At 68.9% G+C, this 15183-nt stretch carries 15 protein-coding genes; all 15 read right to left on the bottom strand.

The genetic code is table 11. From position 1 onward, the window contains the following. Nucleotides 1-46: 46 nt before the first annotated feature. The 15 genes from SSKA14_RS13760 to fliJ all read right to left on the bottom strand — a co-directional run bounded on the left by SSKA14_RS13760 (nt 47) and on the right by fliJ (nt 15181). Entirely contained in the window at nt 47-790 is a 744-nt protein-coding gene (locus SSKA14_RS13760) for an RNA polymerase sigma factor FliA (RefSeq protein WP_008266765.1), read from the bottom strand. Continuing rightward, nucleotides 787-1674: a MinD/ParA family protein gene (locus SSKA14_RS13755; RefSeq protein WP_008267550.1), complete on the bottom strand. Its 888-nt coding sequence runs from the start codon at nt 1672-1674 to the stop codon at nt 787-789. The genes SSKA14_RS13760 and SSKA14_RS13755 overlap by 4 nt, the downstream gene beginning before the upstream one ends. Beyond that, nucleotides 1661-3283: a flagellar biosynthesis protein FlhF gene (flhF, locus tag SSKA14_RS13750; RefSeq protein WP_008266184.1), complete on the bottom strand. Its 1623-nt coding sequence runs from the start codon at nt 3281-3283 to the stop codon at nt 1661-1663. The genes SSKA14_RS13755 and flhF overlap by 14 nt, the downstream gene beginning before the upstream one ends. Nucleotides 3284-3428: 145 nt before the next feature. Then, a complete protein-coding gene (flhA, locus tag SSKA14_RS13745) occupies nt 3429-5489 on the bottom strand; it encodes a flagellar biosynthesis protein FlhA (RefSeq protein ID WP_198283631.1) in 2061 nt (686 codons plus the stop codon). Between the two features lie 44 nt (nt 5490-5533). Continuing rightward, entirely contained in the window at nt 5534-6664 is a 1131-nt protein-coding gene (gene flhB, locus SSKA14_RS13740; protein ID WP_006443036.1) for a flagellar biosynthesis protein FlhB, read from the bottom strand. A 138-nt stretch (nt 6665-6802) separates the two neighbouring features. Further along, on the bottom strand, nt 6803-8935 hold the full coding sequence (locus SSKA14_RS13735; RefSeq protein WP_008268399.1) for a bifunctional diguanylate cyclase/phosphodiesterase: 2133 nt from the start codon (nt 8933-8935) through the stop codon (nt 6803-6805). A gap of 165 nt (nt 8936-9100) precedes the next feature. Further along, nucleotides 9101-9892, bottom strand: coding sequence for a flagellar biosynthetic protein FliR (gene fliR, locus SSKA14_RS13730; protein ID WP_008267295.1), 792 nt, complete (start codon nt 9890-9892; stop codon nt 9101-9103). Nucleotides 9893-9905: 13 nt separating this feature from the next. Continuing rightward, nucleotides 9906-10175, bottom strand: coding sequence for a flagellar biosynthetic protein FliQ (locus tag SSKA14_RS13725; protein WP_005413254.1), 270 nt, complete (start codon nt 10173-10175; stop codon nt 9906-9908). An 84-nt stretch (nt 10176-10259) separates the two neighbouring features. Then, nucleotides 10260-11039, bottom strand: coding sequence for a flagellar type III secretion system pore protein FliP (gene fliP, locus SSKA14_RS13720; protein ID WP_008266855.1), 780 nt, complete (start codon nt 11037-11039; stop codon nt 10260-10262). 1 nt (nt 11040) lies between these two features. After that, the gene (fliO, locus tag SSKA14_RS13715) at nt 11041-11460 is read right to left on the bottom strand and encodes a flagellar biosynthetic protein FliO (protein WP_008266130.1); all 420 of its coding nucleotides are present in this window, start codon (nt 11458-11460) and stop codon (nt 11041-11043) included. After that, a complete protein-coding gene (gene fliN / locus SSKA14_RS13710; protein WP_005409543.1) occupies nt 11457-11792 on the bottom strand; it encodes a flagellar motor switch protein FliN in 336 nt (111 codons plus the stop codon). Before fliN ends, fliO begins: the two co-directional genes overlap by 4 nt. Continuing rightward, nucleotides 11789-12793, bottom strand: coding sequence for a flagellar motor switch protein FliM (gene fliM, locus SSKA14_RS13705; protein ID WP_008267348.1), 1005 nt, complete (start codon nt 12791-12793; stop codon nt 11789-11791). The genes fliN and fliM overlap by 4 nt, the downstream gene beginning before the upstream one ends. Nucleotides 12794-12803: 10 nt before the next feature. Next, nucleotides 12804-13319, bottom strand: coding sequence for a flagellar basal body-associated FliL family protein (locus tag SSKA14_RS13700; RefSeq protein ID WP_008267174.1), 516 nt, complete (start codon nt 13317-13319; stop codon nt 12804-12806). A gap of 240 nt (nt 13320-13559) precedes the next feature. Beyond that, nucleotides 13560-14714: a flagellar hook-length control protein FliK gene (locus SSKA14_RS13695; protein ID WP_008266528.1), complete on the bottom strand. Its 1155-nt coding sequence runs from the start codon at nt 14712-14714 to the stop codon at nt 13560-13562. After that, on the bottom strand, nt 14714-15181 hold the full coding sequence (gene fliJ / locus SSKA14_RS13690; RefSeq protein WP_006443420.1) for a flagellar export protein FliJ: 468 nt from the start codon (nt 15179-15181) through the stop codon (nt 14714-14716). Before fliJ ends, SSKA14_RS13695 begins: the two co-directional genes overlap by 1 nt. Between the last annotated feature and the right edge of the window lie 2 nt (nt 15182-15183).

Here is a 15183-nt window from a genome sequence, read left to right as displayed (position 1 = left end):
TTTGTTGTTCATTCCGGGCGGCCGGGGGCAGCCGCCTCGGGGATGTTCATTCTTCCAGGCCGGCGTCCGCCGCCTCGAAAATCTTCAGCCGGCCGCGCAGGCGCAGCACGGCCTGGCCGTGGATCTGGCAGACCCGCGACTCGCTGACGCCGAGCACCGCGCCGATCTCCTTCAGGTTCAGTTCCTGCTCGTAGTACAGCGAGAGCACCAGCTGTTCGCGCTCGGGCAGGTGGCCGATGGCCTTGCCCAGCTCGCGGCCGAACTCGCCGCGCTCCAGCACCTGCTGCGGGGTCGGGCCGCCCTGCGCGACGGTGTCCAGCTCGCCCTGGTCCTCGATGCGTGACTCCAGGCTCAGCACCTGGCCGCGTGCGGCGTCTTCCATCAGCCGCAGGTATTCGGGCAGCGGCATCTCCATCGCGGCAGCCACTTCGGTAGCGCTGGCGGCACGGCCACTGCTCTGCTCGAGCCGGCGGATGGTGGCGGCGGCGTCGCGGGCGCGGCGGTGCACCGAGCGCGGCACCCAGTCGCCACGGCGGATTTCATCGATCATCGAACCGCGGATGCGGATCGAGGTATAGGTCTCGAACGAGGCACCCTGGTCGGCGTCGTAACTGCGCGAAGCTTCGATCAGGCCCATCATGCCGGCCTGGATCAGGTCGTCGACTTCGACGCTGGCCGGCAGGCGCGCGGCAAGGTGGTGGGCGATGCGCCGCACCAGGTCCGAGTGCTGGGCGATCACCTCGTTGGCGGCCGAGCGCTGGACCTCCCGGTACTGGGCTGCGCCTTTCATGCGGCCACCCCACGTTGCTTGAGGATGCGTTCGAGGAAGAACTCGACGCCGCCGCGCGGTTCGGTCGGCGCCTGCCAGCGTGCGGTGCGGCGGGCGATCTCGGTGATTGCCAGCGCCGCCGGGCTGGACGGGTAGGCCTTCACCACCGGCTGCTGGCGCTGCACCGACAAGCGCAGCCAGTCATCCTGCGGCACGCAGCCCAGGTAGTTCAGCGAGACATCGGCGAGGAATTTCTCGCAGACGCGGGTCAGCTTCTCGTACAGCACACGGCCTTCGTTGGGGTCGCGCACCATGTTGGCCACCACCTGGATGCGGTCCACGCCGCGTTCGCGCGACAGCACCTTGATCAGTGCGTAGGCGTCGGTGATCGAGGCCGGCTCGTCACAGACCACCACCACGGTGTCCTGCGCGGCCTGGCAGAAGGTCAGCACGCCGTCGGTGATGCCGGCGGCGGTGTCCACCACCATGATGTCCAGCTCGCGTTCCAGTTCGGAGAACACGTTGACCAGGCCGACGTGCTCGGCCGGGGCCAGCTCGGCCATGTGGCGGCGGCCGGACGCGGCCGGGACCACCAGCACGCCATTCGGGCCTTCGACGATGACGTCTTCCAGCGAGCAGCGGCCGGCGACCAGGTCGGCCAGCGTAAAGGTGGGGTTCAGCCCCAGGATCACGTCGATGTTGGCCAGGCCGAGGTCGGCGTCCAGCAGCAGCGTGCGCTTGCCCATGCCGGCCAGCGCCACGGCCAGGTTGGCAGAGACATTGGTCTTGCCCACGCCGCCCTTGCCACCAGTGACGGCAATGGTGCGCACAGGGCCGAGCGGCTCGCTGCGGGTGGCCGACAGCGGGAAGGTCTTGGTCAGCTTGGCGTACTCACGCGACGGCATGGTTCAACTCCGGGTTGCAGGGCATATCGGCCGCTCGGCGCAAATCTTCAAGGCGAAGTACAAGATTGGCTGCGCTGGCCCGGTGCAGGTCCTCCGGAACGTCCTGGCCATCGGTCACCCAGGTGATCGGCAGGGCGTGGTCGACGGCCACCGACAGCGCGTTGCCGAAGCGGCCGGTCTCGTCCAGCTTGCTCAGTACCAGGCCCTGCAGGTTGGCGGCGCCGAAGCGGCGGACCACCTCGTCCATGTCACCGAAGCTGGTGTTGGCCGGCAGCACCAGCAGGGTGCGGACCTGGCGGGCGGCGCGCAGCCACTGCAGCTGGGCGGCCAGTGCTCGGTCGCGCGGGCCCAGGCCGGCGGTGTCGATCAGCACCAGCTTGTAGTCCTTCAGGCGTTCCAGCAGTTGGTCCAGGTCGGTGCCGCTGTTGGCCTCGTGCACGGCGATGCCGAGCTGGCGGCCGTAGCCGTACAGCTGCTCGCGGGCGCCGATGCGGGTGGTATCGGTGGTCACCAGGGCGACGTCACGCGGGGCGTGCTTCTCGGCGAAGCGCGAGGCCAGCTTGGCGATGGTGGTGGTCTTGCCGGCGCCGGTCGGGCCGACCAGGGCGATCACGCCGCCTTCTTCCAGCGGGTCGACCGGAGCGATCGGCAGCTTGCGCGAGATCAGCCCCAGCATCAGGCCGCGGCCACGGTGCGCTTCGGTCTCCAGCGGGATCTGCATGGCCACGTCGCGGGCCAGGCCGGCGTCGAAGCCGTATTCGTCCATCAGGTCCAGCGCGGTGGCGCGTACCGGGCAGCCGCGCAGGCGCTCGTCGGTGAAGCGGTTCATCTCGCGCTCGATCACCTGGCGCATGCCGGCCACTTCATGGCGCAGCTGGCGGATCTCGGCATCGTCCTGGGCGACCACCGTCAGCGTCGGGGCCGGAGCCAGCACCGGGGCCGGGCTGGCTTCGTCGTTGGCGTCCACCGGCGCCGGTTCGCTGGCGGCGATGCCGGGCTGCACGTCGGCCACGGCAGCGGTCGGCAGCGGCGGCGGCTGCACGGCCGCCGCCGGGCTTTCGTGATGCGCCTCGTGCGGCGGGTCGATCGGGAAGCGGGCGCGGTTGGCTGGTGCGGCAGCGACGGCGGCCGGCGCGACGATGGCCTCGGCGAACGGGGCGAAGATCTGCTCCGGCAGCGCCGGTTCGTTGACGGCGGCGCGCGCCAACGTGGCGGCGAAGCCGGTGCTGCCGCGGGTCGGTACGATCTCGTCGGCGCTGTCCAGGGTGCGGCCGGTGGCGCCGACGGCGGCGCGGGCGAGGGCGGCCACGGCCGATGTGGTGGCGGCCACCGGTTCCGGCGCCGGGGTGTTGCTGCGGCGGCGGGTGACGGCGGCGATCACCGCATCGGCGGCGGTACGCGGCTTGGGCGCCGGCGGCGGGGCCAAGTCGCGGCGCGAGGGTTCCAGTGCTCGCTGCACGGCGCTCTCATCGTAGTTGGCGGCGGCGACGATCTTGATGCCTTCCTCGATCCGGCGGTTGGACAGGATCACGGGGTCAGGACCATGTTCCTTGCGCACCAGGTTCATGGCCGAGCGCATGTCGGCGGCGACGAATCGTTTGATTTTCATGCTGTGGTCACGGGACGAAGACGGCGGGGTGGCGGTCGGGGAACTCGGGTGGTCGGTGGTCTGCACGGTGCGGGTTCCCCTTGGTGTCTGTCTGTTGCGTTGGTTCGAAGGTGGTGTCTGTTTTCTGGCGCATCGAAGGGCGGCGTCAGCTGATCGTTCCGACCAGCTTCAGGCGCTTGTCTTCCGGCACCTCGCTGTAGGCCAGGACCGACAGCGACGGAACGCTGTGGCGGACCAGGCGGGCCAGCGCGGCGCGCACCGGGCCGGGTACCAGCACGACCGCGGGCTCGTTGCGGGCTTCCTGCTTGCTGACACATTCGGCCAGGCTCTGGTGCAGTCGCTCAGCGAGTCCGGGTTCCAGCGCGGCGCCGTTGCCCTGCGTGGACTCCTGCAAGACACGTTCCAATTGCGGGTTGAGGGTGAACACCGGCAGCTCCGCCGACATTCCGGCGATCTCCTGCACGATGAAACGGCCCAGTGCGGTGCGCACCGCGGCGGTCAGCACGGCCGGGTCCTGGCTGCTGGGCGCATGCTCGACCAGCGCTTCGGCGATCTTGCGCAGCTGCCGGATCGGAATGCGCTCCACCAGCAGGTTCTGCAGCACGCGGACCACCGCCGACAGCGGCAGGGCCTTCGGCGTCAGATCTTCGACGAGCTTGGGCGCGCTCTTGGCCAGGTTGGCCAGCAGGTGCTGCACCTCCTCGTGGCCGAGCAGTTCCGGCGCGTGCTCGCGGATCAGGTGCGACAGATGGGTGGCAACCACGGTGGCCGGATCGACCACGGTATAGCCCAGCGTTTCGGCCTGGGCACGCTGGTGCGGTTGGATCCAGGTGGCATCCAGGCCGAACGCGGGGTCCTTGCCGGCGATACCTTCCAGTGCCCCCAACGCGCTGCCCGGGTCCAGCGCCAGCTCGCGGTCAGGGTGGATCTCGGCGGTGGCCACCGGCACGCCATGCACCAGCACGCGGTAGCCGTTGGCCGGAAGTTCCAGGTTGTCGCGGATGTGCACCGAGGGGATCAGGAAGCCGACGTCCTGGGTCAGCTTGCGGCGCACGCCCTTGATCCGCGCCATCAGCTCGCCACCCTGGTTGGCATCCACCAGCGGGATCAATCGGTAGCCGACCTCCAGGCCCAGCGGATCGACCGGGCGCAGCTCATCCCAGCTCAGTTCGGCGGTCGGTGCCGGTGCGGCCGGGCGGCCCAGTGCATTGAGCGCGGAAGCGTCGCCGCCCGCGGCCGCCGCATTGGCTGCCGGTGCCTTCTCCTTGCGGTACAGCTTCCAGGCGATGAAGCCGAGAATTGCCGCCAGCGTCAGGAAAGCGACGTTGGGCATGCCCGGCACCAGCCCGACCAGGCCGAGGATGCCGGCGGTGATCGCCAGTGCGCGGTACTGGCCGAACACCTGGCCGGTCATGGCCTGGGCCATGTCCTGAGAACGCGAGGCGCGGGTGACCAGCATCGCCACCGCACTGGACACCAGCAGCGCCGGCAGCTGCGCCACCAGGCCGTCACCGATCGATAGCAGGGTGTAGGTGGCGGCCGCCTGGCCGAACGGCATGCCGTGCTGCATCACGCCCACGGCCAGGCCGCCGAGCATGTTGATGAACAGGATCAGGATGCCGGCGATGGCGTCGCCGCGGATGAACTTGCTGGCACCGTCCATCGCGCCGTAGAAGTCGGCTTCCTCGCGGACTTCCTCGCGGCGCGCCTTGGCCTCTTCACGCGTCAGCAATCCGGCGTTGAGGTCGGCGTCGATCGCCATCTGCTTGCCGGGCATCGCGTCCAGGATGAAGCGCGCGGTCACTTCCGAGACGCGGCCGGCGCCCTTGGTGATGACCACAAAGTTGATGATGGTCAGGATCGCGAACACCACGATGCCGACCGCATAGTTGCCGCCGATCACGAACTCGCCGAACGCAGCGATGACCTTGCCCGCAGCGTCGTGACCGTTCTGGCCGTTGAGCAGGATCACGCGGGTGGAGGCCACATTCAGCGCCAGCCGCAGCATGGTGGTGATCAGCAGCACGATCGGGAAGATGGTGAAGTCCAGCGGGCGCTTCACGTAGACCACCGCCAGCAGCACCATCAGCGAGATCGCGATGTTGAAGGTGAACAGTGCATCGAGCACCGGTGCGGCCAGCGGCACCACGACCATGGCCAGCAGGGCCAGCACGATCAGCGGCGCGCCAAGTCCCTGGCGGATCATCTCCAGGGCGCGGCGGGTGTTGAAGCCGGAGGAGGGCTGGGCGCTCACGGGCGGCCTCCCTTGCCGAATTCATCCACCTGGATGTGCGGGGCGTCCGGCATCGGCCCAGTGCGCCAGGAGCGCAGCTGGTAGACGTAGGACAGGACCTGGGCGACGGCCGAATACAGTCTCACGGGGATTTCCTTTCCGAGTTGGCCTTCCCGATACAAGGCGCGTGCCAAAGGCGGGGCAGAGACGATCGCGACCTTGTTGCCGTCGGCCACTTCACGGATGCGCAGGGCGGTCTCGTCCACGCCCAGGGCGACCACGGTGGGGGCGTTCATGGCGCCGCCTTCGTACTTCAGGGCCACCGCGTAGTGGGTCGGGTTGACCACCACCACGTCGGCGGTGGGCACCGCTTCCATCATCCGGCGGTTGGCCATCTGCTGCTGCAGCTGGCGGATGCGCCCCTTCACTTCCGGGCTGCCCTCGCTTTCCTTCATTTCCCGGCGCAGCTCTTCACGGGTCATCTTCAGCTTGCGCATCCAGTTCCAGCGCTGGTACGGGGCATCGATGGCGGCCAGTACCAGCATCGCGCCGGCGGTGGCCAGCAGCAGCCGCAGGGTGAAGCCGAGGCCGTCGGTGATGGCGGTCTCCAGCGGGTGGTGGATCAGCCCGCGCAGGGTGTCGAAACCGGTCCACACCACCAGCCCGGCGGCCACGCCGACGAAGGCCACGCGCAGCAGTGATTTGGTGAACTCGGCGATGGCCTCCGGGCCATACAGGCGCTTGAGCCCGCTCATCGGGTTCAGCCGGTTGATGTCGGGCAGCAACGCCTTCTGCGACCAGCGCAGGCCGCCCATCACCAGCGGTGCGACGAAGCTGGCCAGCAGGCAGACCAGCACCAGCGGCGCGATCACCAGCAGGAACTGCAGCAGCAGGTCGCCGAAGTGGCCGAACAGTTCCTTCGGGTTCTGCCGCAGGCTCTGTTCCGGGCTGAGCGCATGCTTCATCCAGGCGGTCGCGCCGCGGCCGATCGAGCCGCTCATGGCCATCACCGCCAGCACGCCGGCGCCGAACACGGCGGCCGTGCCGAGTTCGCGCGAGCGCGGCAGGTTGCCCTGTTCACGGGCGTCGCGCAGGCGTTTTTCGGTGGGTTGTTCGGTCTTTTCGCCGGCGGATTCGTTCTCGGACATCACGGGCACTGCGGCAGGGGATGCCGGGGTGCGTGCAAGAACTGTTCCGCGACGGGTTCAGGTGCCAACCAGGATGGGCACCTGCCAGGGCAGGTGCGGGCAGCACCAGGCCGTACCCCGCAGGCGTGCAGCCCGGAGTTACCCCGGTGGATGCTGGGTCGGCGGGCTCTGCGCCAGTTCCACCCGTGGCCGGGGCAGGTCGTGCAGCTGCATGAAGCGGGCGGCATCGACCGGGCGACCGAGCAGGTAGCCCTGCAGGTAGTCGCAGCCCAATCGTTCCAGGTAGGCGCGCTGGGCAGCGGTCTCCACCCCTTCGGCCACGATGTCCATGTCCAGTGCGTGGCCCAGCGCCACGATCGCCGAGACGATCACCACGTCCTCGGCGCTGTGCTCCAGGTCGCGCACGAAGGCGTGGTCGATCTTGATCTCGGTGGCCGGCAGCCGCTTCAGGTACAGCAGGCTGGAATAGCCGGTGCCGAAGTCGTCGATGGAAATGCCAACGCCCAGTGCCGACAACGCCTGCAGCAGGCGCAGGCTGGTGTCGGTATCGCGCATCACTGTGCTTTCGGTGATCTCCAGCACCAGGTGCCGCGGCGCGATGGCGTGGCGTTCAATCACCGTGCGCACGTCCTGCAGCAGGTGCGGCGAACTGAACTGTACCGGCGACAGGTTCACCGACATCGACCAGCCTTCGTGGCCGGCGTCGTGCCAGCGCCGCAGCTGCTGGCAGGCCTGGTCCAGCGCCCAGCGACCGATGTCGTTGATCGCGCCGCTGCGTTCGGCCAGGCGGATGAAGCGATCCGGCGGAATCAGGCCATGCTCGGGATGGCGCCAGCGGATCAGGGCCTCGGCGCCGGCCACCTTCTGCGTGGCCACGCGGATCTTCGGCTGGTAGTTCAGGAACAACTGATCGCTGCCGATCGCGCGGCGCAGGTCGGCCAGCAGGCGGAACTGCTGCTCGGCGCTGTCGTTCATCCAGTCGGCGAACAGCACGAAGGCGTTGCGCCCGGACTCCTTGGCCTGGTACATCGCCGCATCGGCGAAGGCCATCAGCTGCCGCTCGCTGGCGGCGTGGTCGGGGCAGATCGCCACGCCGATGCTGGCGGTCACCTGCAGTTCGTTGTCGGGCAACAACGGGCCGCTGCCCACCGCCTGCAGGATGCGACGGGCCAGGGTCGGCAGGTCCTCATCGTGCTCGATGCGCACCACCAGCACGAATTCGTCGCCGCCCAGCCGTGCCAGCATGTCGTGCGGCCGCAGCAGCTGGCGCGTGCGCTCGGCCACCGCCACCAGCAGGGCATCGCCGGCCTGGTGGCCATAGGCATCGTTGACCTGCTTGAACCCGTCCAGGTCCATGAACATCACCGCGAAGCGGTTGCCGCCCTGTTCGGCCTCGGCCAGTGCCTGCACGATGCGCCGTTGCAGCAGCAGGCGGTTGGGCAGGCGGGTCAGCGGGTCGTGCAGCGCGGCCTGGGTCAGTTCCTGCTGGGCGTCGGTCAGCGAGGTGCTCAGCAGTGAATTGCGCAGGCGCAGCAGTTGCGCCTCCACGCGCTGATCCAGCCAGGACACCACCAGCACCACGGCCAGGATGGCCACGGTCAGCACCACCACCAGCATCGCCAGCCATTCGCTCTGCAGCCCGTCGCCCACCGCCGCGCCGCAGATGCTGCCCTCCGGGAAGCGCGCGGCGGCCATGCCGGTGTAGTGCATGCCGACGATGGCCAGCCCGAGCAGGCCGGCCGCGGCCAGCCGATCTCCCACCCGCGTGCGCTGCGCGCGCAGGCGGAACGCCACATACAGCGCGGTCCATGACGCGGCGACCGCCACCATCAGCGAGAACAGCAGCCAGCCGGGGTCGTACTCGATGCCCGGGCGCATGCGCATGGCGGCCATGCCGACGTAATGCATGCCGGCGATGCCGGTGCCCATCAGCAGCGCACCACCGGCCAGCCGGGGGTGCGGCAGGGTGCGCAGCGAGACCAGCCACAGCGCGAACACCGACGAAGCGATGGCCAGCGCGAGCGAAAGCAGGGTGATCGGCAGGTCGTAGCCGAGCGGAATGGGCAGGTTGAAGGCCAGCATGCCGATGAAGTGCATCGACCAGATGCCCAGACCCATGGCGAAGCCGCCGCCGAGCCGCCACCACCAGGCGGCGCCCTTGCCGGGTGCGGTGACCGTGCGCCCGGCCATCGCCAGCGCGGTGTACGAGGCCATCACGGCAACCAGCAACGAGATCGCTACCAGCCACGGGTTGTACGTGCCTACCAGCATTCGTCAGTCTCCCGGACCTGCCTGTCGACGGAAACCACGGTGGGGCATGCATGAGGCGGGCCGGCGCGAAGCGCTGGCCTATCGCGGCATCCCCCCTGGACGCCACGCATTCACTCTAACGCGCAGACCCGGGGGAAGGGCAAGCAGCAAAACGTGATGATCGGGTCAGCGTGTGACCGCGTCCGCAGCCTGGAAGGCGGCGTCGAACAGGCGCTGTACCGGCGGGCCCATTTCCCCGGCCAGCAGGGCCAGCAGGAAAAGGCCCAGCAGCAGCGAGACCGGCAGGCCGAGCTGGATCGGGTTCAGCGCCGGCGCGGCGCGGGCCAGCACGCCGAAGGCCAGGTTCACCGCCAGCATCGCCACCGTCAGTGGAATTGCCAGGGTCAGCGCGCCACGCAGCACGGTCAGCAGGAAGGTCGGGGCGATGCTGAAGAACGCGTGCGGGTCCGGCAGCGGAGCGCCGATCGGTAGCGCCCGGTAGCTGTCCACCACCAGCGAGATCAAGGCCAGGTGGCCGTTGGCAGTGAAGAACAGCAGGCCGAACAGCAGGTAGAACCACTGGCCGATCACGCCCGAGGTGCCGCCGCGCAATGGGTCGCTCATCTGCGCGAAGGCCAGGCCGGTACCCTGGGCGATCAGTTCGCCGGCCATCGCGCCGGCCTCGAACACCAGCCGCAGCAGGAAGCCGATGGCCACGCCGATCGCCAGTTCACGGGCGATGGTCAGTACGGTGGCGGCATCGAAGCCGGTCCACTCGGGTACAGGCGGCAACAGTGGCGCCAACGCGATGGCCAGGGTGCCGGCCAGCACCACGCGCACCCGCGCCGGTACTGCGCGGGTACCGACCATCGGCATCGCCATGGCCACCGCACCGATGCGCAGCATGGTCCACAGCACGGTGCCGATCATGCCGAAGGCCTGCAGGCCGTCGGCGGCCATCTGGGTGGCGGCATCCATCGAAGCGCGCGTCCTAGCCGATCAGGTGCGGAATGCGCTGGAACAGCAGCGTGGTGAATTCAACCAGGTGGCCGATCAGCAGGCTGCCCAGTGCGAACAGCACGGCCGTCAGTGCCGCCGCCTTGGCGACGAAGGCGATGGTCGGTTCGTTCAGCTGGGTCGCGGCCTGCACGACACCGACCACCACGCCCACCACCAGCACGGTAAGCAGCAACGGGCCGGCCACCCACAGCACGGTGATCAGGCCGCCACGCAGTTCGGTCAAGGCAAGTTCGGGAGACATCGTCTTTCCATCGGTAGCGCCGGGCGCTGCCCGGCGACGCTCATGTAGAGTCGAGCCACGCTCGACTGCGCTTTACGAGGGGTATCAGGCCGGATTGAAGCTGGCCGCCAACGTACCCACGGTCAGCACCCAGCCATCCACCAGCACGAACAGCAGGATCTTGAACGGGGCGGACACCAGCATCGGCGACAGCATCATCATGCCCATCGACATCAGCACGCTGGCCACGACCAGGTCGATGATCACGAACGGAATGAAGATCAGGAAGCCGATCTCGAAGGCGGTCTTCAGCTCGCTGGTGACGAACGAGGCGACCAGCACCGGAAACGGAATCGCATCGGGGCTGGCATAGGTGCCATGCCCGGCGATACCGGCGAAGGTCATCAGGTCGGTCTCGCGGATCTGCGCCAGCATGAAGCCGCGCAACGGCGTGGTGGTCAGCGTCCACGCGGTCTGGAAGTCGATCTCGCCGTTGAGGTAGGGCGCCATGCCGGTACTCCAGGCCTTGTCCCAGGTCGGCATCATCACCATTGCGGTGAGGAACAGGGCTAGCCCCAGCAGCACCTGGTTGGACGGCGTCTGCCCGGTGCCCAGTGCCTGGCGCAGCAGGCCCAGCACGATGATGATGCGGGTGAACGAGGTCAGCACCAGCAGCATCGACGGGATCAGGGTGATCGCCGTCATCAGCAGCAGGGTCTGCAGCGGCAGGCTGACCGGTGCACCACCGATCTTGCCGACGTTGATGTCCGGCAGCGGCGTGGTCGGTGCGCCGGGCGCGGCGAACGCCAGTGCCGGCAACAGGCACAGGGCAAGCAACAGCAGCCACGGCATCAGGGTGGCAACACGGGTACGGGTGACACGCATGTCAGGGGTCCTTGCGCAGCCGCTGCTGCAGCAGCTGGGCGAAATTCGGCAGGTTCTTGAAATCCGGCACGCGCACCGGTGCCGGCGGCGGCAGCGGTTCGGGCAGGGTGTGCAGGGTATTGATGCCGCCGGCGGTCACGCCCAGCAGCAGCTGCTGGCCGTTGACCTCCACCACCACCACGCGCTCCTTGGCGCCGACGCTCAGGCTGGCCACCAGCTTCATGCCTTCGGCCGGGCGGAAGCCGCTGCCGGGCAGGCGCTTGAGCAGCCAGCCCAGGCCGATGACCAGGGCCAGCACCGCCAGCAGCGCCAGCACCGCACCGAACAGGCTCGGTGCGGCGGCCGCGTGCTGGCCGACCTGCGGGCCAATCGGCGCGGCGGTCTTGCCGACCGCCAGCAGGGTGGAGGCCAGCAGGCTCAACGCAGTCTCCGGATCCGCTCGCTCGGGCTGACCACATCGGTCAGGCGCACGCCGAAGCGGTCATTGATCACCACCACTTCGCCGTGGGCGATCAGGGTGCCGTTGACGAACACATCCAGCGATTCGCCGGCGCCGCGTTCCAGTTCCACCACCGAGCCCTGGTTGAGCTGCAGCAGGTTGCGGATCGGCAGGCGGGCGCGACCGACTTCCAGCGACAGGGTCACCGGCACGTCGAGGATCACGTCCAGGTTCAGGTCGGGACCGTTCGCCTCATCGGCCTGCAGGCTGCTGAACTGGGCCGGGGTCGGTTCGAGGGCGTCGATATCGTTCATTGCGGGTCTTCCTGGATGACGGGTACGCGCGGACGGGTGCCCGGCGGATGGGTAGCGGTGATCTTCACGGCGTTCATGCCGTTGGCGATGCCGAACTCGCCGGTGAACACCGGGATGTTCTCCACGCACAGCGGCACCTGCGGGTTCAGCTCGATCGGCAGCACATCACCAACCTTCAGCCGGGTCAGGTCGCGCAGGGTCATGCGCTTGCTGGCCAGCACGCTGGACAGCGTCACCTCGGCGATGTTGAGCTGCTCGCGCAGGGTCTGGCCCCAGCTCTCGTCGCGGTCGTTGCGGTCGCTCTGGATGCCCGCGTCGAGCAGTTCGCGGATCGGCTCCAGCATCGAGTACGGCAGGGTGACGTGGATGTCGCCGCCGCCGCCGTCCAGTTCCACATGCAGGCGGCACACCACCACGTATTCGCGCGGGGTCACGATGTTGGCGAAGTGCGGATTGATCTCCGAGTTGATGTACTCGAAGTCGACGTCCATCACCGGTGCCCAGGCCTCGCGCAGGTCGGCGAAGGTCTGCTTCAGCAGCAGGTGGATCACCCGCATTTCGGTGGCGGTGAACTCGCGGCCCTCGATGCGCGTCGGGTAGCGCCCGTCGCCGCCGAAGAAGTTGTCGACGATGGCGAACACCAGGGTCGGCTCGAACACGATCAGGCCGGTACCGCGCAGCGGCTTGAAGCGGATCAGGTTCAGGTTGGTCGGCACATACAGCGAGTGCATGTAGTCGTTGAACTTGATCAGCTCGATGCCGCGCACCGACAGCTCGGCCGAGCGGCGGATCAGGTTGAACAGGCCGATCCGCCACAGGCGCGCGAAGCGCTCATGGACCATTTCCAGGGTCGGCATGCGACCGCGGATGATGCGGTCCTGGCTGGCGAAGTCGTACGAACGCGCCTCGCCTGACGGCGGCTCCGGATCGGTCTCGACCGCGCCACTGTCCACGCCGTGGAGCAGGGCATCGATCTCGTCCTGGGACAGCAGGTCATTCATCGGTGGGCCCTTACTGGGTCACGAAGCTGGTGAACAGCAGATCGTCGGCGCCGTTGCTGCCGGTCTCGGCCTTGAGCACCTTCTGCACTTCGGCGAGCGAGGCGGCCTGCAGCTTCTGCTTGCCGGCGATATCGGCGATCTGGTCGGGGCTGACCTGCGAGAACAGCATCAGCAGGCGCGCCCGGATGGCCGGGGCGTGGGTCTTGATCGCTTCCAGCGCGGCCGGATCGCGGGTCATCAGCTGCACTTCCAGCTGCAGGTAGCGCGGGCCGTCGACCGGGCCGTTGAGGTTGACCACGAAGGCCGGGTCCAGCGCGAAGTACTGGGCGGGGGCGGGCGTGGCGCTCTTCTTCGGCGCCTGCGCGGCCTTCTCTTCGTGCTTGGACTGGGTGAAGAACCAGACGCCACCACCGGCGGCTGCGGCGGCCAGTACGGCCACCAGTGCGGTGATCAGGATCGGACTACGCGGCTTGGCGGTCTTGTCCTTCTCGGCGGTCTTCTTGGTTTTTTCAGCGGCTGCGGCCACGGGGTGAAGCTCCTGAGGGTTGCTTCACCGGGATATGCAAGGGGCGTGCCGAAGGGCGGGTGGAAGGGTGCGACGGAATTCCGTCGGGGTGCCGGTGGGGTCGTGCGGAGCAAGCTCCGCACCCACCAACGCGATACGGGCGGGTGCCAATCGCGCCGCTCTGGTGGTTGCCAACCGCTCCGCTCTAGGGGGGGGCAACCGCTCCGCTCTGGTGGGTGCCAACCTTGGTTGGCACGCCCGTCAGGCGTAGGCGTCCAGCAACCCGCGCTGGCGGATCAGCTGGGCGGACGACACGCTGGCGTCGTCCGGCGTCGGTTGTCCGTCGCCGGCCAGCCCGCCGCCACCGGATGATCCCGACGCATTGCCGTCACCACCGGGGGGCTGGTGGCCGACATCGGCGTGGGCCAGCTGGAAGCCCTGTTCGCCGAGCAGCTCGCGCAGGCGCGGCAGGCTGTTTTCCAGGGCCTGGCGCACGTCCACATGCGGGCTGCTGAAGCTGGCATGCACCTTGTCGCCGTTCAACTGCAGGCGTATATCGACCGAGCCCATGTCATCCGGGCTCAGCCGGATGTGGGCGTGGCCGATCTTCTGGTCGGCCAGCCAGCCCAGCCGCGCGCCGATGGCCTGGTCGAAGCCATCATCACCGAGCACCGGCTTCGGCGTCGGCTCGCCGTTGAAGATCGCGTTGCCAGCGGCGAGTGCGGCCTTCAGGTCCTGCACCGCGGCGTTGGCCGGGGCGTGCAGCAGGGGCGCCGTGGCGCGCTCGCCGATCAGGGTCGCGTCGCCGTCTTCGCCGCGTTCGCTGCGCTTTCCAGACAGAACCATGTCGGGCAACGGCAGCGCGGTCGCCGGCTCGGTGCCGGACGCGGCGTTGGCCTTGCCCTCGGTGGCGGCGGCAGCCGCATTCGCAGCGGCCGGCACAACCGCAGCGGCCGGCTGTTCAGCTGCGGCAGGCAGGGCAACGCCGTCTGTGCCGGTGGCCGCCACTGCAGGGGCGGGCAGGGCAGCGGCAGGATCGGTGGGGAGCGGTACCGCCAGCACCAGCCCGGCAAGGCCCAGCGGCGGCCAGGGCGCCTCCTCGGTTGCAGCCGGTGCGTCCTTCCCGGCAAGGGGCTTGGCCGGTACTGCAGGCACCACGGCCGCATTGTCCTCGGGTGCGGCGGCAGTGTCCGGGTTGCGCTCGCTGCCAGCCTGACCCCTGCTGTCCGACGCTGGACCCTGCGGGGTGGTGGGTGTCGGCGCGCTCGACGCCCGGGCGGGCGCATCGGCAGCCGGCGCGCCTCCCTGCAGCAGCTGGCTGAATTCCTTGTTGCTGTCGCTGCGCGGGGTGCGCGCGGCACCATTGCCGGAGCCCTGCGGCTGGGCGCTGGCGCTGCCGCTGAGTGGAGCGGGCATCACGCGCGGCCTCCCTGCTCGGCACCGTCCTGGTCTTCGGCCTGCACCAGGCGCGCCCGGCGCGCACCGATGTCATCCATCTCGCGCTGGTCGCGGCGGTCGGTCACCACCTTTTCCTGTGCGCGGTAGCTGGCGGCCAGCTGCTCCAGCACGGCCTTGTCGCGGCTGGCCAGGATCAGTCGTGCCCGCTCGGCTTCCACTTTTTCGCGGTTGCCATCCACGGTGCGCTGCTGCTGCTCCACCGCGCTGTCGAGGCGGTCGAGGAAGGCGCGACGGTTGAGCAGTTGCGCCGGGCTGGTCGCCGCCATCTGGGCGTTGGCGTACTCCTCGGCATAACGGCGCAGTTCGTCCAGTCGCGATAGATGGGTATCGAGCACGCGCTGGCGTTCGGCGAGATCGCGGGCCACCGCGTCCTCGTGTTCCTGGGCCCGCTTGAGCAGGGGATCGATGCGCTTGGACTGGTTCATGG

The sequence above is a fragment of the Stenotrophomonas sp. SKA14 genome, from assembly GCF_000158575.1.
Taxonomy (GTDB): Bacteria; Pseudomonadota; Gammaproteobacteria; order Xanthomonadales; family Xanthomonadaceae; genus Stenotrophomonas; species Stenotrophomonas forensis.
Note: the sequence above shows the minus strand (reverse complement) of the source record. Positions and strands in the feature narration are given on the sequence as shown.

Excerpts from the sequence above, each read along its gene's own strand:
- SSKA14_RS13695 (WP_008266528.1), bottom strand. The coding sequence starts at position 14,714 with ATGCCCGCTCCACTCAGCGGCAGCGCCAGCGCCCAGCCGCAGGGCTCC.
- fliP (WP_008266855.1), bottom strand. The coding sequence starts at position 11,039 with ATGCGTGTCACCCGTACCCGTGTTGCCACCCTGATGCCGTGGCTGCTG.
- flhF (WP_008266184.1), bottom strand. The coding sequence starts at position 3,283 with ATGAAAATCAAACGATTCGTCGCCGCCGACATGCGCTCGGCCATGAAC.
- flhA (WP_198283631.1), bottom strand. The coding sequence starts at position 5,489 with ATGATCCGCCAGGGACTTGGCGCGCCGCTGATCGTGCTGGCCCTGCTG.
- fliN (WP_005409543.1), bottom strand. The coding sequence starts at position 11,792 with ATGAACGATATCGACGCCCTCGAACCGACCCCGGCCCAGTTCAGCAGC.
- fliJ (WP_006443420.1), bottom strand. The coding sequence starts at position 15,181 with ATGAACCAGTCCAAGCGCATCGATCCCCTGCTCAAGCGGGCCCAGGAA.
- SSKA14_RS13725 (WP_005413254.1), bottom strand. The coding sequence starts at position 10,175 with ATGTCTCCCGAACTTGCCTTGACCGAACTGCGTGGCGGCCTGATCACC.
- fliM (WP_008267348.1), bottom strand. The coding sequence starts at position 12,793 with ATGAATGACCTGCTGTCCCAGGACGAGATCGATGCCCTGCTCCACGGC.
- SSKA14_RS13755 (WP_008267550.1), bottom strand. The coding sequence starts at position 1,674 with ATGCCGTCGCGTGAGTACGCCAAGCTGACCAAGACCTTCCCGCTGTCG.
- SSKA14_RS13735 (WP_008268399.1), bottom strand. The coding sequence starts at position 8,935 with ATGCTGGTAGGCACGTACAACCCGTGGCTGGTAGCGATCTCGTTGCTG.
- fliR (WP_008267295.1), bottom strand. The coding sequence starts at position 9,892 with ATGGATGCCGCCACCCAGATGGCCGCCGACGGCCTGCAGGCCTTCGGC.
- SSKA14_RS13760 (WP_008266765.1), bottom strand. The coding sequence starts at position 790 with ATGAAAGGCGCAGCCCAGTACCGGGAGGTCCAGCGCTCGGCCGCCAAC.
- flhB (WP_006443036.1), bottom strand. The coding sequence starts at position 6,664 with ATGTCCGAGAACGAATCCGCCGGCGAAAAGACCGAACAACCCACCGAA.